This is a genomic window from Trinickia camelliae, assembly GCF_053525655.1.
On sequence record NZ_JBCHAA010000022.1, the window covers coordinates 1 to 23,323 of the forward strand.

At 64.8% G+C, this 23,323-nt stretch carries 21 protein-coding genes and 1 riboswitch; of the genes, 8 read left to right on the forward strand and 13 right to left on the reverse strand.

Annotated elements, in window-relative coordinates; genetic code table 11:
• Positions 1–1,156: hypothetical protein (locus AAHK20_RS29180; protein WP_449184975.1), on the reverse strand; the 1,156-nt coding region annotated here is incomplete at its 3' end.
• Between the two features lie 417 nt (positions 1,157–1,573).
• Between AAHK20_RS29180 and AAHK20_RS29185 the strand changes: the two genes are divergently transcribed.
• Entirely contained in the window at positions 1,574–2,359 is a 786-nt protein-coding gene (locus AAHK20_RS29185; protein ID WP_449184976.1) for a hypothetical protein, read from the forward strand.
• 63 nt (positions 2,360–2,422) lie between these two features.
• On the opposite strand, the gene AAHK20_RS29190 is transcribed toward AAHK20_RS29185, so the two are convergent.
• Complete coding sequence (locus AAHK20_RS29190) at positions 2,423–3,343, reverse strand: LysR substrate-binding domain-containing protein (RefSeq protein WP_449184977.1); 921 nt, start codon at positions 3,341–3,343, stop codon at positions 2,423–2,425.
• A gap of 106 nt (positions 3,344–3,449) precedes the next feature.
• Between AAHK20_RS29190 and AAHK20_RS29195 the strand changes: the two genes are divergently transcribed.
• Both AAHK20_RS29195 and AAHK20_RS29200 read left to right on the forward strand, forming a co-directional pair.
• The gene (locus AAHK20_RS29195) at positions 3,450–4,724 is read left to right on the forward strand and encodes an MFS transporter (protein ID WP_449184978.1); all 1,275 of its coding nucleotides are present in this window, start codon (positions 3,450–3,452) and stop codon (positions 4,722–4,724) included.
• Positions 4,725–4,844: 120 nt separating this feature from the next.
• The gene (locus AAHK20_RS29200; RefSeq protein ID WP_449184979.1) at positions 4,845–5,324 is read left to right on the forward strand and encodes an OsmC family protein; all 480 of its coding nucleotides are present in this window, start codon (positions 4,845–4,847) and stop codon (positions 5,322–5,324) included.
• A 53-nt stretch (positions 5,325–5,377) separates the two neighbouring features.
• Here the strand turns inward: AAHK20_RS29200 and AAHK20_RS29205 are convergent, their stop codons facing one another.
• Positions 5,378–6,025 carry an SOS response-associated peptidase gene (locus AAHK20_RS29205; protein ID WP_449184980.1) on the reverse strand — a complete coding sequence of 216 codons (648 nt, stop codon included), beginning with the start codon at positions 6,023–6,025 and terminating at the stop codon, positions 5,378–5,380.
• 96 nt (positions 6,026–6,121) lie between these two features.
• Between AAHK20_RS29205 and AAHK20_RS29210 the strand changes: the two genes are divergently transcribed.
• Positions 6,122–7,336, forward strand: coding sequence for a winged helix-turn-helix domain-containing protein (locus AAHK20_RS29210; RefSeq protein ID WP_449184981.1), 1,215 nt, complete (start codon positions 6,122–6,124; stop codon positions 7,334–7,336).
• A gap of 39 nt (positions 7,337–7,375) precedes the next feature.
• On the opposite strand, the gene AAHK20_RS29215 is transcribed toward AAHK20_RS29210, so the two are convergent.
• The 4 genes from AAHK20_RS29215 to AAHK20_RS29230 form a co-directional block, all read right to left on the reverse strand.
• Positions 7,376–7,597, reverse strand: coding sequence for a DUF1653 domain-containing protein (locus tag AAHK20_RS29215; RefSeq protein ID WP_449184982.1), 222 nt, complete (start codon positions 7,595–7,597; stop codon positions 7,376–7,378).
• 25 nt (positions 7,598–7,622) lie between these two features.
• Entirely contained in the window at positions 7,623–8,066 is a 444-nt protein-coding gene (locus AAHK20_RS29220; protein ID WP_449184983.1) for a GNAT family N-acetyltransferase, read from the reverse strand.
• Positions 8,067–8,116: 50 nt separating this feature from the next.
• Positions 8,117–10,309: an NHL repeat-containing protein gene (locus AAHK20_RS29225; RefSeq protein ID WP_449184984.1), complete on the reverse strand. Its 2,193-nt coding sequence runs from the start codon at positions 10,307–10,309 to the stop codon at positions 8,117–8,119.
• A 237-nt stretch (positions 10,310–10,546) separates the two neighbouring features.
• On the reverse strand, positions 10,547–11,125 hold the full coding sequence (locus AAHK20_RS29230; protein WP_449184985.1) for an NnrU family protein: 579 nt from the start codon (positions 11,123–11,125) through the stop codon (positions 10,547–10,549).
• A 417-nt stretch (positions 11,126–11,542) separates the two neighbouring features.
• Between AAHK20_RS29230 and pdeR the strand changes: the two genes are divergently transcribed.
• The gene (gene pdeR, locus AAHK20_RS29235; protein WP_449184986.1) at positions 11,543–13,564 is read left to right on the forward strand and encodes a cyclic di-GMP phosphodiesterase; all 2,022 of its coding nucleotides are present in this window, start codon (positions 11,543–11,545) and stop codon (positions 13,562–13,564) included.
• 44 nt (positions 13,565–13,608) lie between these two features.
• Here the strand turns inward: pdeR and AAHK20_RS29240 are convergent, their stop codons facing one another.
• From AAHK20_RS29240 to AAHK20_RS29250, 3 genes are all read right to left on the reverse strand, one after another.
• A complete protein-coding gene (locus AAHK20_RS29240) occupies positions 13,609–14,478 on the reverse strand; it encodes a crotonase/enoyl-CoA hydratase family protein (RefSeq protein WP_449184987.1) in 870 nt (289 codons plus the stop codon).
• Between the two features lie 134 nt (positions 14,479–14,612).
• Positions 14,613–15,725: a malate/lactate/ureidoglycolate dehydrogenase gene (locus tag AAHK20_RS29245; RefSeq protein ID WP_449184988.1), complete on the reverse strand. Its 1,113-nt coding sequence runs from the start codon at positions 15,723–15,725 to the stop codon at positions 14,613–14,615.
• 92 nt (positions 15,726–15,817) lie between these two features.
• Positions 15,818–17,281: a M20 family metallopeptidase gene (locus AAHK20_RS29250; protein WP_449184989.1), complete on the reverse strand. Its 1,464-nt coding sequence runs from the start codon at positions 17,279–17,281 to the stop codon at positions 15,818–15,820.
• A 174-nt stretch (positions 17,282–17,455) separates the two neighbouring features.
• On the opposite strand from AAHK20_RS29250, the gene AAHK20_RS29255 reads away from it, so the two are divergent.
• Both AAHK20_RS29255 and AAHK20_RS29260 read left to right on the forward strand, forming a co-directional pair.
• The gene (locus AAHK20_RS29255) at positions 17,456–17,788 is read left to right on the forward strand and encodes a superinfection immunity protein (RefSeq protein ID WP_449184990.1); all 333 of its coding nucleotides are present in this window, start codon (positions 17,456–17,458) and stop codon (positions 17,786–17,788) included.
• A gap of 123 nt (positions 17,789–17,911) precedes the next feature.
• Positions 17,912–17,995, forward strand: a riboswitch (ZMP/ZTP riboswitch).
• Positions 17,996–18,028: 33 nt separating this feature from the next.
• Complete coding sequence (locus AAHK20_RS29260; protein WP_449184991.1) at positions 18,029–18,661, forward strand: LysE family translocator; 633 nt, start codon at positions 18,029–18,031, stop codon at positions 18,659–18,661.
• Between the two features lie 168 nt (positions 18,662–18,829).
• Here AAHK20_RS29260 and AAHK20_RS29265 read toward each other — a convergent pair whose 3' ends face one another.
• The 3 genes from AAHK20_RS29265 to pdxR form a co-directional block, all read right to left on the reverse strand.
• Positions 18,830–20,044: a cytochrome P450 gene (locus tag AAHK20_RS29265; protein WP_449184992.1), complete on the reverse strand. Its 1,215-nt coding sequence runs from the start codon at positions 20,042–20,044 to the stop codon at positions 18,830–18,832.
• A gap of 132 nt (positions 20,045–20,176) precedes the next feature.
• Positions 20,177–20,446, reverse strand: a complete 270-nt coding sequence (locus tag AAHK20_RS29270) for a YodC family protein (protein WP_449184993.1) — start codon at positions 20,444–20,446, stop codon at positions 20,177–20,179.
• Between the two features lie 520 nt (positions 20,447–20,966).
• Positions 20,967–22,436, reverse strand: coding sequence for a MocR-like pyridoxine biosynthesis transcription factor PdxR (pdxR, locus tag AAHK20_RS29275; protein ID WP_449184994.1), 1,470 nt, complete (start codon positions 22,434–22,436; stop codon positions 20,967–20,969).
• Between the two features lie 102 nt (positions 22,437–22,538).
• Between pdxR and AAHK20_RS29280 the strand changes: the two genes are divergently transcribed.
• Complete coding sequence (locus tag AAHK20_RS29280; protein WP_449184995.1) at positions 22,539–23,198, forward strand: pyridoxamine 5'-phosphate oxidase family protein; 660 nt, start codon at positions 22,539–22,541, stop codon at positions 23,196–23,198.
• Positions 23,199–23,323 lie beyond the last annotated feature (125 nt).

Sequence of the window (23,323 nt, forward strand, 5' to 3'; positions counted from 1 at the left end):
TACCCTGGCCTCCGTTACCCTGGCCTCCGTTGCCCTGGCCGCCGTGCCCCTGACCGCCGTTACCTTGGCCGCCGTTGCCTTGGCCGCCGTTCCCTTGGCCGCCGTTACCTTGACCGCCGTTGCCTTGACCGCCGTTACCTTGGCCGCCGTTACCTTGGCCTCCGTTGCCTTGACCGCCGTTACCTTGGCCGCCGTTACCTTGGCCTCCGTTGCCCTGGCCGCCGTGCCCCTGACCACCGTTACCTTGACCACCGTTACCTTGACCGCCGTTACCTTGACCGCCGTTACCTTGACCGCCGTTACCTTGACCGCCGTTGCCTTGACCACCGGCACCTTGGCCGCCGTTACCTTGACCACCTGTGCCCTGACCACCCGCGCCCTGACCACCCGCGCCCTGGCCACCCGTGCCCTGACCACCCGTGCCCTGACCACCCGTGCCCTGACCACCCGTGCCCTGACCACCCGTGCCCTGACCACCTGCGCCCTGACCACCCGTGCCTTGGCCACCCGTGCCCTGACCACCGGCACCCTGACCACCCGTGCCCTGACCACCCGTGCCCTGACCGCCCGCACCCTGACCGCCCGTGCCTTGGCCACCCGTGCCCTGACCGCCCGCAACGGTTCCACCATTACCCGAGTTGCCAGTTCCCGTGTTTCCCGCGCCTGGGTTGCCGGAGCCCCCGGTCCCGTTGCCCGACGCAACCGGGCCCGCGGTCCCTGATCCCGCGCCGCCGTTGCCACCGTGCCCCGGGTTGCCACCCGTCGTCGCCGCCGTGCCGGGACTTCCCGTACCCGTGCCGCCGCCTCCACCGCCACCCGTTATCCCGATGGCGCCGGAGCTGCCAGAATCGCCGCCGGTAGTCGCGTCATCTCCGTATCCGCTTGCAGGCGCGTCCGTCATCGACAAATCGGCATCCCTGCGCGGGCAGTCCGCTGCCCCCGGTGCCGGACACTCGGTCGCCGCCCCCTGCGCGACTTCGAGCCGATCTGACTGACTTGCCTGGCTCGCCGCCACGACGGCATGTACCGGCGCAGCGTTGGCCGGCGTGTCGCCGCTTTGCTGCGCATATGCCCCTGCCACATGCATGCTGACCGTCAACATCGCCAGCACTTTCAATGGCGCCCACTCCCCGTGTCCCCGATTATTCCGTTTCATTTTGCGATCCTAATTAATATATCTGGACCTTCGAGGGCCCATATCCGTCTTGATAGGCTGCAACCGTGTCCCCCACGGTTGCAGCCCGATTGCGTGAGGTTAAGTTAGGGGGTTCCCAACACGTGAACCGTTCGCTGTCCCACGCATTCGTCTGATTCGATTCGGGAGCACGGAGATAAACGCGATGGATGATCGCTAGCGAACATTGGCTGCGGCGAACGCCAACGTGCTCATTGCGACGTTGTCCCGCGACGGCCCATCACAAGCGATTGACGTGGCGCGGGTTAACGTTGACGGACCAGCGACGACGGGATCGGAGGGACGATCCGCTCAATCGCAGTCGGAGGGTATGGAAAGGCCGGCAGGCGGCATCATCGGCGCTGTTAATATCCCGCTTTAACACCCTCAGCTTCCACCATGCTCGCTCTCAAGCTCACGCTTGTCCCGGCATTTCTCTTATTCGTCTCGACGTCCGGCAAGTGGTGGGGGCCATCTGTAGCCGGATGGCTCGCCGGCCTCCCGGTCGTTGCCGGCCCGATTCTTTATCTGCTCGTTCTTCAGCACGGTCCGCTGTTTGGGGCCCACGCCGCGATACTTTCGCTGTCGGCGATTCTCGCTTCGGAAGCGTTCAACTTCGCCTACGCGTGGATGTGCCGGGCGCGCTCATGGCCAATCGCACTGGGGGCGGGTCTGGCGGCGTGGTTCGTATCGGCTTGCGCGCTATCGCTGTTGCCGGTGTCGCCGCTCTGGGCCGCGGCGATGGCCCTGGCCGCGGTCTGCTTCGGTCAATCGTTTCTGCCTCGCAGCAACCGCGCCTCGGCAGGCGCCCCGCTTGCTCGCGCCGATCTGATCGGACGCATGCTGGCCGGCGCGGTACTTACCGTGCTCGTCACTTCGCTCTCGGGGCTGCTCGGCGCGAAATGGAGCGGCCTCCTGGCGGTGTTCCCATTGCTCGGCATCGTGTTGTTGGTATCGTCGCATCGCGCCCACGGGCCTGACTTCGTCATCTCGCTCTTGCGCGGCATGGTGCTCGGACGGTTTTCGTTCGCCGCGTTCTGTCTCTGGCTGTCGTTTGCGCTAACGCGTCAAACGCCCGCCGCAGCGTTTGCCGAAGCAGCCGTCATCGCAATGGCCGTCCAATCGAGCACCAAACGGCTCGCCGCCGTGCAGCAGCAAAGGCGAGAACCGCCGCGGCCACGGTAATGCAGCAGCGCGGATTAGCGTGTCGAATCGTGAAATCGGCAAGCTGGGATCGCACTCCCCTTACTACGCCGCTTCGCTATCGAGCGGATTCGTAAATCCGCGCACCGAATTCATCATGAGCTCCGCAAGCCGTTCGACTGGGGGCGTCACCGTCGACGATCCGCGCAGCAGCATCAGCGAAAGCTGCGGCAGCGGCGGCAGGCCGTGCGCTTTCGCGTCGAAGGCGATCAGCGACGGCGGCACGCCGTAGACCGTACGCACGGTCAACCCGAGCCCCGCCGACGCCGCCGCCCACAATCCCGCCAGACTCGGGCTCGTGAACACGACGCGCCACGGTATCCCCGCGCGATCGAGCGCAGCGCGGGCCGCGTCGTACAACAGGCAGGGCCCGTCGATCGCGATGAGCGGCAGCGGTTCGCCCGACGCCACGCGCCAGCTCAGCGACTTCGCGCCGATCCAGCGCATCGCGGGCCTCGCGACCAGATCGACGCGGCCGTCCACGCGCTGCGCGTACGTCGAGGTCGGTCCGCTGTCCCAGATCAGCGCAAGATCGAGCTCGTTCGCTTCGAGCCGCGTCACCAAGTCGGCATTGCGCGCGACGCGCGCTTCGATGCGCACCTTCGGATGGGCCCGCGCAAACAACCCGAGCACCTCCGGCAGCAGCGTCTCGCCGAAATCCTCCTGCAAGCCGAGCCGCACCCAGCCTTCGAGATCGGTGCCACGCACCGCTGCCGTCGCTTCGTCGTTCAGTTCGATCAAGCGCCGCGCGTAGCGCAGCATCATCTCGCCCGCATCGGTCAGCGCCAGCCCGCGGCCCGCCTTGCGAAAGAGCGGCGTGCCGGCCTGCTCCTCCAGCTTCTTGATCTGCGCGCTGATCGCGGAGGTCGAGCGCCCGATCTTGTCCGCCGCCTTGGCGAAACTGCCCATGTCCATGCCCGTCACGAAGCTGCGCAAGCTCGCCAAATCGAAGTTCACCTGGCTCATTTGACCATCCTGTTTCATCGAACGATTCGTCAAAAACTTTCCGATATTCAGGATGAATATAGGGTGCCAAACTGCGTCCGTCAAATCCTCTTACCAAGGGACGTTCATGGAATCCTCATCTCTGATCACTCCCGTCGGGCAAGCGAACCGCGCCCTCGGCGCCTCACATAAATGGAAGGTGCTCGGCGTCGGCGTGGTGGCGAACGCGAGCTTTTCGGCCACGGCGACCGGCATTCCGACGACCGCCATCTGGATGCGCCACGACTATCACCTCGGCAACGCCGAACTCGGCCTCGTGATGGGTTCGATGGGGCTGGGGCTCGCGCTGTCGGAGCTGCCGTGGGGGTTCGCCACCGACCGCTTCGGCGACCGGCCCGTGCTGATGACCGGCCTCGTCTCGACCGCGCTCATGCTGCTGGTGACGGCGCTGTTCGCCGTGCCGTCGGCGGGCTCGATTCCGCCGCTTCAGCTGCTGGTGGCGCTGATGTGCGTGGTCGGCCTGCTCGGCGGCAGCGTGAACGGCTCGAGCGGCCGCGCGGTGATGAGCTGGTTCAAGGACGGCGAGCGCGGTCTCGCGATGAGCATCCGCCAGACCGCCGTGCCGCTCGGCGGCGGCATCGGCGCGCTGCTGTTGCCGTGGCTCGCTCAATCGCGCGGATTCGGCGGCGTCTTTGGCGCGCTTGCGGTGATGGTCGCCTTGTCCGCTGGCTTCGCGTGGCGCTGGTTGCATGAACCGCCCGTTGTCGCCGCTCATGCTGCCCACGCCGCCAAGCCCGCCGACGGCGCCGCGCCGCGCGGACCGCTCACCGACATCCAGATCTGGCGTGTCGTGCTCGGCATCGGGATTCTGTGCGTGCCGCAGTTCGCCGTGCTCACGTTCGCGACCGTGTTCCTGCACGACTTCGCCCGCCTCCACGCCGCCGGCATCAGCGCCACGATGGCCGTGATCCAGGGCGGCGCGATGGCGATGCGCGTCTGGAGCGGCCGGTACACCGACAAGCGCGGCAACCGCCGCTCGTATCTGCGCGGCTCGACGCTCGTCGCGGCGGGCTCGTTCGCGGTGCTGGCGCTGGCCGTCGCCGTTTTACACAACGCGTTCGCCGCCGTGCTCGTGGTGCTGATCGTGGTGGCGGGCATCTGTGTGTCCGCGTGGCACGGCGTGGCGTACACCGAGCTCGCGACGCTCGCGGGTCCGCAGCGCGCGGGCACGGCCCTCGGCATGACGAACACGGTCGTCTACGGCGGGCTCTTCGTCGCGCCGATCGCGATTCCGCATCTGCTCGCGGCCAGCTCCTGGACCGGCGTGTGGATCGCGGCGGGACTGTCCGCGCTGCTGACGTATCCGCTATTTCCGAAAGCGGTGCGTGCGATCGCGCGATAAGGACAGGTCGCTTGCTGCGCGCCCCATCGACACCTGTACCGGCCCGTCACTCGAAATCAGCGCGCGGCAAGCCCGATCGATGCGGATAAAATGCCGTCTCGAAACGGAGACGGAGAAGCCATGTCCAGTCATAGGGCGAAGATCGAATGGGACCGCTCAGGCGCGGTGTTCACCGACAACAAATACAGCCGAGCGCATCAATGGTCATTCGACGGCGGCGCTGTCGTGCCCGCGTCGAGTTCGCCCGATGTGGTCAAGGTGCCGCTGTCGAATCCGGCCAATGTCGATCCGGAAGAGGCGTATGTCGCGTCGCTGTCGAGCTGCCACATGCTGTGGTTCCTCGACATCGCTCGCACGGCGGGCTATGTGGTCGACCGGTACGTCGACGATGCGGCCGGACACATGACGCGCGGCGCCGACGGCAAGCCATGGATCGCGACCGTCGAGCTGCGGCCCGTGGTGGACTTCTCCGGGGCGAAGCAGCCCGACGAAGCGGCTGTCGAGCACCTGCATCATCGCGCGCACGAGGAGTGCTTTCTGGCGAGGTCGGTGAAGAGCGAAATTAGCGTCGCGGGGAAGTGGACTTATCGCGAAGGTTGAACGTCATTGAGCGCCGCAGGGAGCTACCGATATAGCAACGGTGACCTCAGACCTCACTGCCCCGGCGCAGCCACCTTCGGCGCTTCCTCAGCCGCCATCAGCTCGCTCGGAAACAACTGCAGAAACGAGCGCGCCTCATCGGTGCTTTTGCATGCGAGCCAGTCTTCGTAGTCTTCCGGCCGCACGATCACGACCGAACGCTTTTCTTCGCCAGGCTTGTGAAAACGCCGCATGAGCGGATGCTCGTCGGCGTTCACGGTCAGCATCGTGAACGAGACGTCCTCGCCGTCCGGCTTCGGCCACGCGCGCCATAAGCCGGCAACCGCAAACGGCTCGCCCGACGCCAGCCCAATCCGAAAGCGCACATGCTTGCCGCTTTCGTAATTCGGTTCGTAGAACGCTTCGCACGGAATCAGACAGAGCTGTTGCTTCGCCCAGGCCGAGCGATAGGTCGGCCGGTCGCCCAGCGTCTCGGCGCGCGCATTCATCGTCGTATAGCGCCTCGCATCTTGAGACACTTTCGCCTTCGGCACCATGCCGAAGGTCGCGAGCCGCGCCTCGCGGCTGCCGCCGCTCGCGCGGCGCAACAGCGGCGCCGGATAGTCCTGGTAGATCTCGTCGCGCCAATCGTCGGCGGGCGGCAACGCACCGTAGTACTTCTCGAAGATGCGCCGGCGCGCGGCGGCGTAGTTCGTGCACATGCCGATACCCTCGCTCTTCGTGGACCTTTGTGGACCTTCGTGAATGGACCTTCGACTCCACATACACTATCCGCTTCCCGCTCACCGACCAAATCCGTGAAGACCCTCCCGCTCGCCGCCGCCCGCACGCTGCACCTCGCCGCCCAGGGACTGCTCGCGCCGCCGCGCCGCAAGGCCGCCAAAGCCGACGTGCTCGACGCGATCCGCCGCATGGCGCAATTGCAGATCGACACGATTCACGTCGTCGCGCGCAGCCCGTATCTGGTGCTGTTCAGCCGCATCGGGCCGTTCGCGCCGCAATGGCTCGACGAGCATCTCGCCGAAGGGCGTCTCTTCGAATACTGGTCTCATGAGGCGTGCTTCGTGCCGATCGAGGACTACGGCCTGTTGCGTCATCGCATGCTCGATCCGAGCGGCATGGGCTGGAAATATTCGGTCGACTGGCACACGCGCCACAAAGAGGACATCGACGCCCTGCTCACCCGCATCCGCGACGACGGCCCGGTGCGCTCAGCCGATTTCGTGCGCGCGGGCGAAAGCGCCGGCAGCGGCTGGTGGGATTGGAAACCGGAGAAGCGCCATCTTGAAGTGCTGTTCACGCTCGGCGAGCTGATGGTCGCGGAGCGGCGCAATTTTCAGCGCGTCTACGATCTCGCCGAACGCGTGCTGCCCGATTGGGATGACGCGCGCGATCTGCCGCCGGCCGACGCCGCGCAGCAAACGCTCGTCGCCAGGACCTGCCGCGCGCTCGGTGTGGTCCGCGCCGATTGGATCGCCGATTACTACCGGCTCGCGAAGCGTCCGTATGCAGCGGATCTTCACGCGCTTGCGGATGCGGGCGAGGTGATTCCGGTGCGCGTCGAAGGCTGGAAGGAAGACGTGTACGTCTCGCGCGAGCTGGAACCGCTGATCGACGACGCCGCGAATTCGCGCCTGCGCTCGACCGTCACGACGCTGCTCTCTCCGTTCGATCCGGTCGTCTGGGACCGCAAGCGCGCTAACGCGCTGTTCGACTTCGACTACGCGATCGAGTGCTACACGCCGGCCGCCAAACGCAAGTTCGGCTACTTCTGCCTGCCGGTGCTGAGCCGGGGGAAACTCGTTGGACGCGTCGATGCGAAGGCGCACCGCGCCAGCGGCGTGTTCGAATTGAAGGCGGTGCATCTGGAACCCGGCGTGCGGATCGGCACGGGGCTCATCGCGGATTTGCGACGCGCGGTGCAGCGTTGCGCGGATTGGCACGGCACGCCGCAAGTCGCAGTCGGCTCGGCGCCGAAGGGATTGGCGGAGGGCTTGCTGGCGGTCGAATAAGCTCGCCGCCATAGCCATAACCTTTGCGAATGAAGCAGGTTACTCCGTCTTCAACCGCTTGAACCGCGGCGAGCCATCCGCCAGCACGCCATTGAACATCTCCGCGGGACGCACCCACAGCCCACGCTCATGCGGCCACAGATGTTCGTAGACGACGAGCAGCTCCTCCGTCTCCGAATGCTTCGCGACGCCGATCTCGCGATAGAGCCCGCCCTTGTAGTGGCGATGAGTCGCCAGTTGCAGCGCTTCGTTTTCGGTCATGCTGGAATCCAAAAAAGCGCCTATTTTAGCGGGCCGAATCGGCCGAATAGATCTCCGGCCGATGCAATTCCATATACCGGTCCGGATACTCCACCACCGTGAACCCGACAGGCCGGTACAGCTCGTGTGCATTCGACGTCACGAGCACGATGCGGCGCAGCCGCGCCAGCGTAGCGTCGGCGAACACGTGGTCGATCAGCGCCTTCGCATAGCCGCGCCCGCGATAGTCGCGCAGCGTGAACACGTCGCATAGATAGGCAAACGTCGCGTAGTCGGTCACGAGGCGTGCGAAGCCCACTTGCACGCCATCGAGATACGCGCCGAAGCACAGCGATCCTTCGATCGCCTTTTGCACGACGTCGAACGGTATCCCCTTCGCCCACGGCGCCTCGTCGCGCAGGAACGCGTGGATCATCGGCACGTCGAGCCGGGTCTTGTCGGTCGAGAACTGCAACTGCGGCGATGCCATGGCGCTCGTCCTATCGCGAGATTCGCGAGATAAAAGAGCGCCAGTATCGCTCAAGGCGTCCAGCGATACATCAGGATCTTCGCGCGCGCATCGTCTTCGACGAGCACGACGTACTCGCCGTTGCTGCGCTCGATCGCGCTGATGCCGAGGGTCACGTCGACCCAGCCCGACGTGCCGCCCACCGACGCGCCCGGCGTCATGTATCCGACCTGCTGCCCATTGCGCGTGTCGTAGACATCGACGCGGTCCGTATACAGCTCGGCCACGAAAATGTAGTTCCCCGCCACGGCGACGCCGACCGGCGTCTGCTGCGGATCGGCCGTCACGTCCCAGGGCAGCATGATCGTGTAGCGCGCTTGCGGCGTGCCCGAACTCCAGTTGTCGTAGCGCACGAGCAGGCGCCCCGCTTCTTTCCAATGCGTGGCGTCATAGGGATACGCGCTCGTATAGCCGGACACGTACATCGCATCGCTCGACGCGTCGTAGACGATGCGCGCCACGCGCGAGAACGGCTGCGGCATCGGATAAGTCTTCGCGCTCGCATACGTGTAGATCGGATTGCCGACCGAATCGAAGCCTTGCAGCGGCAGCTCGCGAATGCCGCTGCCCAACTCGCCGATCCAGATATTGCCGAGGCTGTCGACCCACCAGGAGCCGTCTTCCACCGAATTGCCCGAGGACGGATTCGCCGTGATCTCGCTCGCGTCGACATGGCCGTCGCCATTGGCGTCGCGCCACATCCATTCGCCGTACGTCGGCTGCCCCGCGGGCCACGTGCCAGGAATCGGATTCTCCGCAAAGAAGCCCGACGGAATCGCGACTTGTCCGTCATTCGCCGAATTGAAGCGATAGACGCTCAAGTAATGCGAGTACATATCGACCGTATAGAACAGCAGCTTGCCGTTCACGCGACGCACCATCGGCTCGCCGCGCACGCCTTTGGGCAGGTGGAACGCTGGATCGTCGGGATATTGGAAGCGGTCGAGCGTGAAGCCTGCATAGCTCCACTCGGAGCCCGGTGTCGTTTGCCGGTAGTCGAGCGAGAAGTGTTTCGAGCCGCTGAAGACGCTCGAGGGCTGGAGCGGATCGAACGAACCTCCATCGACGAAAGTCAGTCCGTAGAGCCGCCAGTTCAAATCGTGCGAGGTCCACCGGTAGCTTTCGAGCACCGTGCCCTCGCCGTCGAAGGTCGAGCCGAATGCGCGCGGACCGAAGCCGTTCTGCGCGACATAGAAGTTGCCGGCCGCGTCGAAGCCGATGCCCGTGATGCCGTTTAAGCGCCACTTGCCCGGCACGCCTTCTGTCGGATGGAAGATGCCGCCATGCGTGCCGAGCTGGCCCGCCAGCGAGGTCTTTCCGGACGCCGTCTTGTTGTAGACGAGGATCTGCTGCGACGGTCCGCCGTCCGCGACCAGCAACTGGCCCGACGGCGCGATCGTCAAGTCGACGGGCACCGTATTCGCGGGCAGCGGCACGGCGCTGCCGATCAGCGCGCCCGTCGGCGAATAGTGGGCGATGCTGCGGCCCGCTGGGTCCTGCAGCCCTTGAATGATCCACAGCGTGCCGTCGGTGTCGATCGCGATGCGCCCCGGCGAGGGCGCCGTCCACGAGGTGATGCGGCGCATCGTGTTCGCGTCGTCGACTTCGATCCGGTTCGCGTAGGTGTTCGCGACGAACAACTGCGTCGCGGTGGCGGCGAGTCCGCGGATGCTCGCGTCCGTGCCCGTGGGCACCGCGTTCACGCGCAGGAAGCTGTTTTTGGTGGCGTTGGCGCTGTTGCCAGTGCCGCTTGCAAAAGGTGCACCGGTCGCGATGTTGCTGATCAAGCGGCGCGTGATGCCGTAGTACGTCGTTCCGTTGGGCGGATAGTCGCTGCCGACGAGCGCGCCGTCCTCGTTGCCGATCGAGATGCCCGCGTACAGATACGTCGCGTTCGACGCGACCGCATCGCCGCCTGCGTTGCCCCAGCCGTGCGTGTTGCCGGCCACCGCGACCTTGTCGCCGCCCTTGTACGCGCCGACTTCGCTGCCGCTCTCGTCCCACGGCGCGTTGGTATAGACGGTGCCGTCGGCACCCACGCTGATCGCCTCGACATCGAGCTGCACCCACTTGCCGTCGCCGAAGCCGAAGCTATTGCCGATCCACGAGGTCTCGTAAGTCAGTTGGGCTTGTGCCGAAGCGTCAAACGGATGAGCGACGGACAACACCGCCGCGGACAAGCAAACTCGATGCAGCCAATTCATAAGCGCGATCCTCACGAAGCGGGTCAACGGGGGCCGTTTGTTTTATCAGACGAATAAGGCATTAGTCTGACCATAAACAATTCATAAATAATTCGGCCGCCGTCGATGAATCGCAAATCAGACCGGCTTTTCGCACGCCTCCAACATTCGCTCGATCAGTAAGCGCGTTTTCGGTCGTTTTTCCTTGCGGGCGCTGACGAAGTCAAAGCGCAGCGGATTTTTTTACCGTCTGCCCACTCACCCCATCGGACTCACGCCGATCAGCGGACCATGCAGCAAGAAGCCGAACACGGCCCACACGACGAGTCCGACGACGACGGTCACCACATCGCGTCCGAGTGTCCCCGCCGGATACGTCGTGCCGGCGGCCTGATCGCGATAGCGTCCCGAGAGAAAGCTCGCGACCGCCCACACCAGGAACGCCGCGAACAACAGCACGGCATTGGCCGTGCCGTTCGCAAGCAGATGGCCGAATGCCCAGATCGCGGTGCCGGCCGCCATCGGGTGCCCGACCACGCGCTTGATGCGGTTGCCGGGCACATAGGCCGCGGCGATCAAGATGAAGGCAATCGCGACGAGCAGGATCGTCAGATGGCGAATGCCCATGGGCGGCGTCCAAATCAAAGTGGGCTCGCGCCGCGCGATGCCGTAGCCCCAAATGATCAGCGCGAAGCCGACGATCGACGTCAGCGAATACAGGCCCTTCCACGGCTGTTCTCCAATGCGCGCGCGCATCGCGGTCCGCCACGGGTCGGCGACGATTCGAATCGAATGCACGCCAAGAAAAAGCAACAAACCGATCACCAGAATCCCCATCTCGAACTCCTTGCGTGGTCATTGTGCTTCGCGATTGTACGCACGACACGCGCCGTGCCAATTCGGTATTTACCAGAAAAATCTGAAAACAAAGATAGCGAAGGCAAATCTATGCGAGCGCATTGCGCGTCATTGGCGCCGATACTAGGCGGGTGAATAGGTTAATCAATCGCTTATCGTGTGTATCCTTTGCGCGTGAGGCAGGGCCTCATCCGCCCACCGCCTGCTCTCCATCGGCACGCGCCGCTCGATATGACATTCACGGATCTCAATATTCAGTACACCGTTTTAATTATTAAAAAATCCCCCGCGATTAAGCTAAAAACTCAAGATTATTTTCAAGGCAAACGCGTTAATGCATGACATGAAAGAGTTATCCCCGTGCGCCGGATGGCCTTTTTCATCTGGAGACATTCAATGATCGAAGCGCACGACGACTGCTTGGCGCTCTATACGCTGTTCGGCTCGACTCGCCCCAACTGGCGTCTCACGAGCGATAGCAACACGCTCGAACTCACCGCCGTCGAGACGCCGGCCGCAGTGGCCGTTGCGCTCACGCGCGAGCAGGCCCTGCGAATCCGCCGGCTCTCCGGCGTCACCTCGCATCTCGCCGTCGACGTGCGCGTCCACGGCCAGCCGCTGCGGCTCGACCTCAGCGGCAAGAAGCACGGCGCGGCCGAGTGGGCCGGCACCGCGGCGCCTTATGACCGCACCGGCAGCGCCGCGCGCGATCTCGCGCACGAGGTGTCGTTCGCCGAGCAGGTGGTGTCCGAGGTGAACTCCGTCGTCGTCGTGCTCGATCGGCACGGCATCATTCAGCGCTTCAACCGCCTCGCCGAAGACACGACGGGCATAAAGGAAGAGGACGTCGTCGGCAAGCATGCGCGCACCTTGTTCCTGTCGGGTGCGGACGGCGCAGGCTCGATCGCACAACTCGATGGTTTCTTTGGGAACGGCAAGTCGTCGGAGGTCGAGCGCTACGTCAAGACGCTCAAAGGGCCACGCCTTTATCGCTTTCGCAACACGTTCGTGAAGAGCGGCAGCGGCCGCGACGAAGTGTTTCTGATCTGCTCGGGCACCGACATCACCGACGAGCGCACCACGCACGCGCGTCTCACCGAACTCGCGACCACCGACGCCCTCACCGGCCTGCCGAACCGCCATGCCATCCACGAGAAGATCCGCCTCGCGATCGACAACGCCGGCGACGCGCAAGTGGGTACTCACGCGGGGACTCAGGTGGGCATCCTGTTTCTCGATCTCGACAACTTCAAGAAGGTCAATGATCACTACGGCCACGCATTCGGCGACCAGTTGCTGCGCGACGTGTCGAGCGCCGTCAACACCTGCCTCGCGCCGGGCGACACGCTCGCGCGCCTCGGCGGCGACGAGTTCATCGTGCTTTCACCCACGGCCACGCTTCCCGAGCTCGAAGCCACCGCGCTGCGCATTCAAGAACGCCTGTGCGTGCCGTTCCGCATCGGGCACGTCGAGGTCTATACCGGCAGCTCGATCGGCATTGCGCTCGCGCCGCAGCATGGCGACACAGTAGAGAGCGTGATCCGCAGCGCCGATACCGCGATGTACGTCGCCAAGGATTCCGGCAAGCGCGCGCATCGCGTGTTCTCGCCCGACATGGACAAGCGCGTCGCCGAATACGTGTGGCTCAATACGAACCTGCGCAAAGGACTCGAAGAAGAGCAACTGGCGCTCCACTATCAGCCGCGCCTGTGCACGAAGAGCGGCGCGGTGCTCGGCGCCGAAGCGCTCGTACGCTGGAATTCGCCGGAACGCGGGCAGATCGCGCCGGCCGAATTCATCCCTTACGCCGAGGAATCCGGGCTGATCGCACCGCTCGGGCGCTGGGTGATGAACGCTGCCGCCGCGCAAGCGGCATGCTGGCAGTCACGCGGACTCGATTTGCGCATCGCGATCAACGTCTCGCCGCGGCAGTTGGTCGACATGACCGTCGTGCAGCACTTCAAAGAGGCGCTGCAAAACGCGCGGCTCGATGCCTGTCCGCTCGACATCGAGTTGACCGAAAGCTGCCTGATGGAGAACGAAGCGGCCGCGATCAGTCTCATCAAGGAGTTCCGCCAGCTAGGCGCCGAAGTCCATCTCGACGATTTCGGTTCCGGCTATTCGTCGCTGTCGCAGCTCGCGCGCATTCCGTTCGACGCGATCAAGCTCGACCGCAGCTTCGTCACCGCGATCGACGTCAACCCGAAATCGCAGGCGCTCGTGCGCTCGATGGTCGCCGTGGCGCAGGAGCTGCGCATCGACGTGCTGGCCGAGGGCATCGAGACGCACGCGGAAGAAGCGTTCCTCAAGGCGGCGAGCGTCGATTGCGTGCAGGGCTACCTGTACGGCAAGCCGATGCCCGCCGGTGAATTCGAAGCGTGGCTAGCAAACCGGCGCAGGCTCCGGCTCATTGCGTGAGCCGAAGCCTGCGCGATGCGGCGCTTAGTGCTGCTTAGCGGGGCTTAGTGCGCCGCCGGACTCATGGGGGACTCGCGGCGGCTTTGCAGCAACGCGAGCCGCTCCATGGTCGCGAGATCCTCGTCGCCGACCGCGAACGCGGTGTCGATCCAGTCCTCGGCCAACTCGAGCAGTTCCGCGCGCGTGAGTTGCGACATGCGCCGCCGCGCGCGGACCATCGCACGGATGGCATTGAGCTTCGGACGCATCGCGTCGATGAACGTCCGCGTCGCGATGAAGCCGTCCCCGGGGCCGAACACCTGGTCGACCAGACCCCGGCTCGCGTGCCACTCGGCGGCGTGCGCCTCCCCGCCGCTGACCAGCTCATCCGCGTGCCGCATGCCGCCCTTGCGCACGGCGAGCGAATAACCGCCCATGCTCGGGAACAAATTGCAGGCGATTTCGGGAAAGCCGAGACGCGCATCGCTCTGTGCAAGCACGAAGTGATGGGCAAGCGCCGCCGCAAATCCGCCGCCGAGCGCGGCGCCTTCGACCATGGCGATCGTGACGGCGCCGATATCGAAGCCGCTCGACACGGCGTGCACACATTCGACGCAGGCGTCCACGTAAGCGGCAAGCTGCTCGCGTCGGCCCGAGCGAATCGAATCGACCACCAGGCCGAGGTCGCCGCCGGCGCTGAACGTCGCCGGCGTCAGCGACCCGGTCACCCAGAAGTCGACCGGCACCGCCGCAACGCGCACCGCGCGCGCGAGTTCGAGGATGTCCTTGGCGAGCGCGAGATTGAAATACGGCTCAGGCTGCGCGCGCAACATCATCCACATCACGTTGCGCCCTTCCTCGTAGTAAGGCGCGAGCTGCTGCAGCCTGTCCGCCTCGACGAACGGCCGGCACGAATGATGATTTTCGAGATGCATGGAAATCTCCTTTTTAGACGTTGTTGAGGGTGGGTGAAGCAGCCCTAGCCTAAAGGAGACCTAATTGAGAAAAATAGCGACGCGCGCAAGCGAATCGCTCGCCCCGGCCTGAGCCGAGGCGAACGAGACATGCGTCAAGCAGAATGACGGGCCGTGCCCTCGAAGCGCCCGATGTCCGCGGCAGTCATGCCGACCGCCAGCGCGGCGTCACGGATCTGCCCCCAGGTCGTCGGGTCGATGGGGATGCCTTGCGCGCGGCGTGCGGCCTTCATCGCGAGCTCCGGCTCGCCGGGCATGTAGATTTGCTCGGTGCCGGCCGCGAGCGGCGACGCCTTCGCCCAGGCGACGAACGCATCGGCCTGGGCCGGCCCGCCGTCGGCATCGAACGCCTGCGGATCGATGATGACCGACAACATCCCGTTGATGATCGCGCTGGTCTTCTCGAGGGTCTGTTCGTGCGTCGTGAGGCCGCCCGTCAGCGCGCCGCCGAACAGCTCGCACAGCACCGCGAGCCCGTAGCCCTTGTGCGAGCCGAACGGCAGCAACGAGCCGAACGGCGATTCGTGCATCACCTTGGGCTCGATCGTCTCTTCCCCTTCGTGATCGATCAGGCAGCCCGCCGGCACCGTCTTGTCTTTGTTGTACGCCACCCGCGTCTTGCCGTAGGCGATGGCGCTGGTCGCGAAGTCGAGCACGAAGGGCGGCTCGCCCGCACGCGGGAACGCGGCGCAAAACGGATTCGTGCCGAAGCGGCGGTCCGCGCCGCCGAACGGCGCGACGAGCGGATCGCCTGCCACGTTCACGAAATGAAACGACGCCAGCCCTGCCTTGGCGCACTGCTCGCCCCAATGTCCGATGCGCCCTAGGTGATGCGCGCCGCGCAGACCGACCGCGCAAATGCCGTTGCGCTTCGCGCGCTCGATGCCGAGCTCCATCGCCTCGAACGCAATCACCTGCCCGAAGCCCCTGCCGCCTTCCACGGTCAGCACCGCGCCGCCGTCTCGGATCACTTCGGCGTGGCTGTTGAGCTTCAGTTCTCCTTCGCGCAGCGCATCGACATAGCGCGGAATCATCCCGACGCCGTGCGAATCGTGCCCGGCCAGATTGGCTGCCACGAGATGATCGGCGACGAGACGCGCCTCGCGGACGGCGCTGCCCGCCTGCTCAAAGATGGCGCAAACGTAGGCGTGCAGTTCGTCGGCGGAGAGGCGCAGCTCGGCTTGGTCGGTCGTGGGGATAGCGGTCATCGGTAAATCAGCAATCGTGGCGTGGGTAAAGGTTAGAGGCCCGGGTTAGAGGTCCGCGTCCGGCTGTAGGGCGAGCGCGCCTGGCGCTTAATTCAAGGCGCGGCGGCAATCACTTGCGCGACGGCGGCCGTCAGCTTCTTCGCGTACGGCACGTGCAGGAATTCGTTCGGCCCGTGCGCGTTCGACTTCGGCCCGAGCACCCCGCACACCATGAATTGCGACTTCGGGAAGCCGGCTTGCAGCACGTTCATCAGCGGAATCGTGCCGCCCTGGCCCATGTAGGCGCAATTGGCGCCGTAATGGGCTTGCGACGCGGCGTCGAGCGCCGTTTGCAGCCACGGCGCCAAATCCGGCGCGCTCCAGCCGTTCGCGGCGCCCGGGTCCGACTTGAATGTCACCTTCGCGTTGTACGGCGGGTCGAGTTCCAGCAGTGCCTTCAAGTCGGCGACGGCCTTGGCGGCATCGACGAGCGGCGGCACGCGCAGCGACAGCTTGAATGCGGTGCGCGGACGCAACACGTTGCCCGCATTCGAGAGCGGCGGCAGGCCTTGCGCGCCGGTCACCGACAGCGACGGCCGCCACGTCGAGTTCAACAGCGCCTCGCAGGCGTCGGTCGTCGTGGGCAGCACCGGCTTGCCGTCCTGTCCGCAGGCGAACGGCACGGTCTTCCAGACGCTGTCGCCGAGAATGCCCGCCGTCACCTCGGCTTCGCGCAGACGATTCGCCGGAACCGCACAGTGAAACGCGCTCGGCAGCAGATTGCCGGTCCCGGCATCCTCGAGACGCGCAAACAGTTGCCGCATGATGCGGAAGCTCGACGGCGCGATGCCGCCATAGCCGCCCGAGTGAATCCCTTCGTCGAGCACTTCGACTTCGAGGTCGCCGGAGACGAGCCCGCGCAGCGACGTCGTCAGCCACAGCTGATCGTAGTTGCCCGCGCCCGAGTCGAGGCAGACGACGAGGCCGACCGTGCCGAGCCGGTCGCGCAGCGCATCGACGTACGGCAGCAGGTCGTAGCTGCCCGACTCCTCGCACGTTTCGATCAGCCCGACGCAGCGCGGCCGCTCGACGCCCTGCGCATCGAGCGCGGCCAATGCGCTGATGCTCGCGTAGATCGCGTAGCCGTCGTCGGCGCCGCCGCGGCCGTACAGCTTGCCGTCTTCGAATTTCGGCGTCCACGGGCCGAGGTCGTTGCGCCAGCCGTCGAATTCCGGCTGCTTGTCGAGGTGGCCGTACAGCACGATCGTTTCGGTGCTGCCCGAGCGCGTGGCCGGCGACTCGAAGAAGATCACCGGCGTGCGGCCCGGGATCCGCACGACTTCGAGCTTCAGTCCGCGCACTGGCTGCGACTCGGCCCATTGCGCCGCATCCGTCACGACGCGCTCGATGAAGCCGTTGCGCGACCAGTCCGCATCGAACGCGGGACTTTTCGCGGGGACGGCGATGTAGTCGGTCAGCGCGGGAACGATTTCGTCGTTCCATTTGCGATCGACGAACGCGACGAGCGCGTCTTGATCGAGTTGGATGGATTGGTGCGTCGTGTCGGCGGAGGTCATGTTCGATTGTCCGATCGGTCGGTCAAAATGAACATGATAGACCGGAACGGGGCCACGCTTGCCGCCTGCTCAAGCAATGTCGATGGAGCAGCGCAGCATGTCCCTCTTAGTTTCGCTGCACGAAACTATCAATCGCGCGACAATCGGTATACAGCACCCTTTGGAGAACCTGACATGCACGGCGGAGGATTCGTCGCTCAAGGCGGAATCGTCGCTCAAATCGTCGAGCTGGTCATTGCGCTTGGCGTCTACTTCCTGCCGGCGGTCATCGCCGACCGGCGCAAACGTCACGACCTCCTCGTCCTCGCGCTCTTCAACGCCTGCCTCGGGTGGACCGTCGTCGGCTGGATCATCGCGCTCTTCTGGGCCCTCCAGCCCAATCCCCCTGCCGGCGTCGCCGACGAGGTCAACACGAAGCGCCGCCTCATCAGCCTCGGCACGTTCTCGAAGGGGCTCGCCGAACGCGTGCAGGCACGCGCGGCGAAGCGCGACCGGGCGCGTAATTGAGCCGGACGGCCTTCCGGGGGGGCGGCCTCCCGCGGGCCGGCCTACCGCCGCCGAGCCACCCGGTAATTGACCTGCCGCCCGTCCGCCCGCTTCAACACCATCCCAAAAAGCATGCAATAATCGCCGGGCTCGCGTAACTGGCGCTTAAAGATGGATCACCATCAGGAAACGCGAAGCGTATTGCCGCCGCGCGCCTGGGCACGTCCTGACCCATTGACTCGTCTCACTGGAGTGCTCGCGATGCCCGACTTTCCCCGTCTCGCCGCGTTCGGCCTGATTGCCCTCGGCATGGTGCTTACGCCCGGCCCGAACATGATCTACCTGATTTCCCGCTCGATCTGCCAGGGCCGCGTCGCCGGCCTGATCTCGCTTTCCGGGGTCGCGCTTGGTTTTGTCTTTTACATGCTGTGTGCCGCATTCGGTATTACGGTGCTCGTGCTCGCCGTGCCGTATGCGTATGACGCGTTGCGCTTCGGCGGCGCGCTCTATCTGCTGTATCTCGCTTGGCAAGCCATCAAACCCGGTGGACGCTCGCCGTTCGAAGTGCGCGATTTGCCCAAGGACAGCCCGCGCAAACTGTTCGCGATGGGGCTCGCCACCAATCTGCTGAATCCGAAGGCGGCGGTGCTGTACTTGTCGCTGCTGCCGCAGTTCATCGATCCCACGCACGGCAGCGTGCTCAGGCAGTCGCTCGCACTGGGGACGACGCAAATCGTCATCAGCGTCTGCGTCAATGCGACGATCGCGATCATGGCGGGCTCGATCGCGGCGTTTCTCGGCGACCGGCCGGCCTGGATCAAGGTCCAGCGGTGGCTGATGGGTACGGTGCTCGCGGGGCTTGCGCTGCGGATGGCGACCGAAGCACGGCGTTGATGCCGTGGCCGGATGCGGCGCCTGAGGATGTCGACGCCGCTGGGCACGCGCATCGTCGAGCGCTGCAGCGGCGCGTTGCATACTTTCGTTGGTATACAAGATGCAGCGCTCTGTGCACCGTATACATATAGATAGTGTCTAGTCGCCGCCGGCCGCTGACCGTGCTTCTCACGCCTCGGCAAAAACGGGCAGCCTCAGATTGGCCGACGCACGATAAGTCCAGGCGAGACGGTCACGGTGCGCAAGCGTGGTCCGATCGAGCAGCACGTCGATGGCGGCCGATGCAATGGCGTAGGCCAGCTGATCGCCTGGACACGCATGGACGCCGTGGCCGAAACCGAACACGCGTCGATCATCCCGATCGAGCAGGAATTCGTGCGGCCGCGCATTCGCTGCCGGGTCGCGGTTCGCCGCCGCGAGCAGCACGAGGATTGCCGCGCCGGCTTCGATCCGCTGGCCGCACACTGTGGTTTCGGTCGCCGCAAAACGCCGCGTGTTTTGCACCGAGGCATCGAAACGGCTCGTCTCGCGAATCAAATCGTCAATCTTGCTCGGCGTATGCCGCACTTCGTCCTCCACTCCCGCCTGCGTCATCAGCGCGACGACGGTGTTGCCGATCAAGCCGGCGGTCGCGTCGTAGGTTTGCGACAGCAAGCCAACGAGGTTCGCGATCAGCGCGTCGGCGTCGTTCCAATCGGTGGCTTGCGCTTCCCGCCGCACCAGGGCAACGAGTGATGAGCCTTCCGTCGATGCGGCACTGCTCGGCAAACGGCTGCGGTGAGGTTCGTCGCTGGCTGCGGCATCCGCCACCAGCGTCTTGACGCGCTGCACGAGCCTAAGCGCGGCGGCGTTCGCGCGAGCAAGCTGTTCGGGCGTGCTCAACGGCGAAAGACAGGCGACGAAATCGGCCATCCATGCGGCGACCTCAGGCAACGCGTCATCGGCAAATCCAAGCAGCGACGCGACGACCTGCACCGGCATTTCAAACAACCACGCCGATAAATCGCCGGGCCATCGCAAATCACGCTCGGAACGTTCGGCGATGTGGCGCGCGCGCAGCATCACAGTTTGCAGATCGAGACTGCCGAGCGCACGCCGCAACGCGAGCTTAGGCGCCCGATGAGCCGGGCCGTCGTTCATCCGAGCGAGCCGTGCAAACACGTCGCCGGACGGCGCGCCTGCAATCGCTTTCGGCACAGGCTCGGTCGCGGGCCTCACCTGCAACTCGGAATGCTCGAGCACCTCGGTGACGGCAGCGGCACTGGACGCCACCCATAACCGCAACCGCGGCTCGAACACAAAGGGCGAACGAGCCGCAAGCTCGGTGTAGTAAGGATAGGGATTGGCGTGAACGACCGCGCTGATAGGATCGATTGAGTTCATGCCGGGCAGTATGCCAGCCGGACCATGCTCAACGTTTCAGTCTGAAGCGAAGTGTGCGCGCATGCTGCGGGCCCAGCCACGCGCATGCCGGGACGGCTTCGACGGCGCTCGAAGACCGCCGAAGAAACAACCTTAGAATGCGTTGCGGATAGGACTCGCGTAGCTGCGCAGATGCACGGAGCCCGGAGAAATGGAGCGCGGTTCGCGCTTGACGTCGTCCCGTGAGAACAGGTCCTGGCGCAGCTCGCCGTGGTCGTCGAACCACTGGCAGCGCAGCCAATCGCCATCGGCGAATTGCACGGGTCCAATATCAGTGATGGTCATTCGCGGTCCGCCCACTTTGAGCGTCACCACGTCGCCTACGAAAAACTGTGCCATCTGTGTGCAGGTAGCTGTAAGCATATGCGCCCCGATATAGATCTAGATTTACCCATTGAGGTCTGTGCGCCGGCAAACACAAGAATCAAATATGAACCTCACTTCCGGCCGCTAAAAGGAAAAGCCCCCAACGTAGAAGCAGGCTAACAATAGAATATTTCTTCTACAAGTAATTTTATCAAAAACCCTGCCCCGCTCGGGTTTATCCGGAGCACTTCCCAAGAGTAGCAGATTATTTCCTCAGACATGAGGCGATTGCCCGCGTAAAACCGCAATAATGATTTGCGGCGCGAGAAACGCCCGGGCCAGAAATGCCGCTCCTGCAAGCCTTCTAGGTCACCAACAGACGATGCGCCGCAGCCTGAATATGCGCTTCGCGTGGTGTATGCCAGCACCCTTTCATCGCCCGTCGCGAGACATTTATACCGAGCGCATAAAGTCAAACTATTTCGCATGGAAAATTTGACCGGACAGAATGCATTATTTAATTCACTTGAAAATCGCATTAAGTCTTTATGCGTTTTTTCTGGAAACGTTTTCGACTTTAACGATTTGTTTTGAAACCCTCGAGAATCTGGGCGAGTTGCTTGACGAGTCCATCGATTTTCTCGGCCGGCACACCGGCATAACCCAGTGCTAAACCGTTGTAGCGCGCGATATCGACGCACGGCATGCAGTAGTACGAAAGCGGCGGCACGATCAGGCCCGCGCCGCGCGCGGCCGCGCAAACGTCGACATCGGCGATCGGCGCCGTCAGTTGCGCGCTTAGATGCATGCCGCCCGCGCCGGCCGATACCGTGAGCATCCCGCCCAACTGCGCGCGAAGCGCGTCGGCGAGCGCATTGCGGCGCTCGGCGTAAAGGCGCCGCATGCGCCGCAGGTGTCGCGTGTACAGCCCGCTATCGATGAAATCGGCCAGCGCGATCTGGTCGGCGGGGCGTCCGCGCCGCGCCAGCGCCCCAAGCGGCCCGCGGATCGCGGCCGTCAGCGAGGCCGGCACGACCATGAAGCCGAGCCGCAGCGCCGGGAACATCGTCTTGCTGAACGTGCCGAGATAAATGACCGGCGCGTCGGCGGCTAGCCCCTGCACCGCGGGCAAGGGCGGACCGTCGTGGCGGAACTCGCTGTCGTAGTCGTCCTCGATGATCCACGTGCCGGTCTGGCGCGCGTGTTCGATCAGCCACAGGCGGCGCTCCAGGCTCAGCACGCTGCCGAGCGGATACTGGTGCGACGGCGTCACGTAGATCAGCTTCGGCGGCACGCGCCGCCAATCGTCGGCGCTCGGCGCGATGCCGTCCGCATCGACGGGCATCGGCACGATATTCAAGCCGGCCGACCTGAATGCAGCACGCGCGCCGTTGTATCCAGGATTCTCGAGCCATACGGTCGCGCCCGCGTCGGCGAAGAGGCGCGCGCACAGGTCGAGGCTGCTTTGCGTGCCGTCGGTGATGAAGACTTGGTCGATTTCGCAGCGCACACCGCGCGACACCTTCAAATGCTCCGCGATCGCGTGCCTGAGCGCCGGATGCCCTTCGACGTTGCCATAGCCGAGATGCTGTGGGCCGACCGTGCGCCACGCGCGATCGAGCGAGGCACGCCATGCGCCGAGCGGAAACTCGTCGAGCGCCGGAATGCCGAGGCGAAACGGTTTTTGCTCGTCGTGCGCGACGCGCTCGCGATTGAGCCCGTCGACGCGCCGCGCGAGCGTGACGTCCGGGCCCGCGGCCACCGGCGCGGGATCGCGCCGCGGCAGCCCGACGCGCGCCACTTCCGACCCCTGCCGCGTCGCAACGACGAAGCCCTCGTCGGCGAGCCGCTCGTAGGCGTACAGCACCGAATTGCGGGCCATTTTCAGCTCTTCGGAGAGCGCGCGCGTAGCAGCGAGCCGGTTGCCCTGCGCGAGCCGCCCATCGAGGATCGCGTGGCGCAGACACTCGTAGAGCAGCCGCTGCTGCGTGAGCCCGCGCTCTTTGTTCTCGCGTGCGTAGGTCGAAACGAGCAGCGCGTAGTCCATTCTCGTGGCTCCAAAGTCTGTCAAATCCGTGGGTCTAATCATGGTGCCACGAGATCGTTATTCTTGGCGCTCGATCAACCCTTTTTTGGAGAACCCACTTCGATGACCCAGGCCGCCGCTCCCGCTGTTGCCCCCGCCACGGACCGCACCCGCGTTCGCCGCGCCGCCGATCGCGGACACTACGACACCGCCACGCTTCACTCGATCGTCGACGCCGCCTACGTCTGCCACATCGCCTTCAACGACGAGACCGGCACGCACTGCATTCCGACCGCGTGCTGGCGCGAGGACGACCATCTCTACATCCACGGCTCGAACGGCAGCCGCATGCTGAAGGTGGCGACGGCGGGCACGCAGGTCTGCGTGACGATCACGCATATCGACGGTCTCGTGCTCGCGCGCTCGGCGTTCAATCATTCGATGAATTACCGGTCGGCGGTGATCTACGGCGTGTTCGAGCGCGTGCCCGACGAGCACAAGGCGGCCCGTCTCGATGCGTTCATGGAGAAGCTCGCGCCGGGCCGCTCGATCGAAGCGCGTCCTGGCGACAAGAACGAGATGGCCGCCACGACGGTGCTGCGCATTTCGCTCGACGAAGCGGCGTGCAAGATCCGCACGGGCGGCCCGCACGACGACGAAGGCGACATGTTGCGCGAGGTCTGGGCAGGCGTCCTGCCGATGGCGGTCGTCGCGCAAACGCCGATTCCGGACGGGCCCATGAACCACCTGCCCGACTACGTCGCGAACTGGGCGACACGCTGACGAGCCGAGACGGGCCGAAGCGAACCGGCGCGCGGCCCAACCCCTCGCCCGATGAGGGCAAACGCGCTGCCGGCGCATTCGAGAGGCATAATGTTGCGCTTCCTTGTTTCAGCAATTGCGCGCAG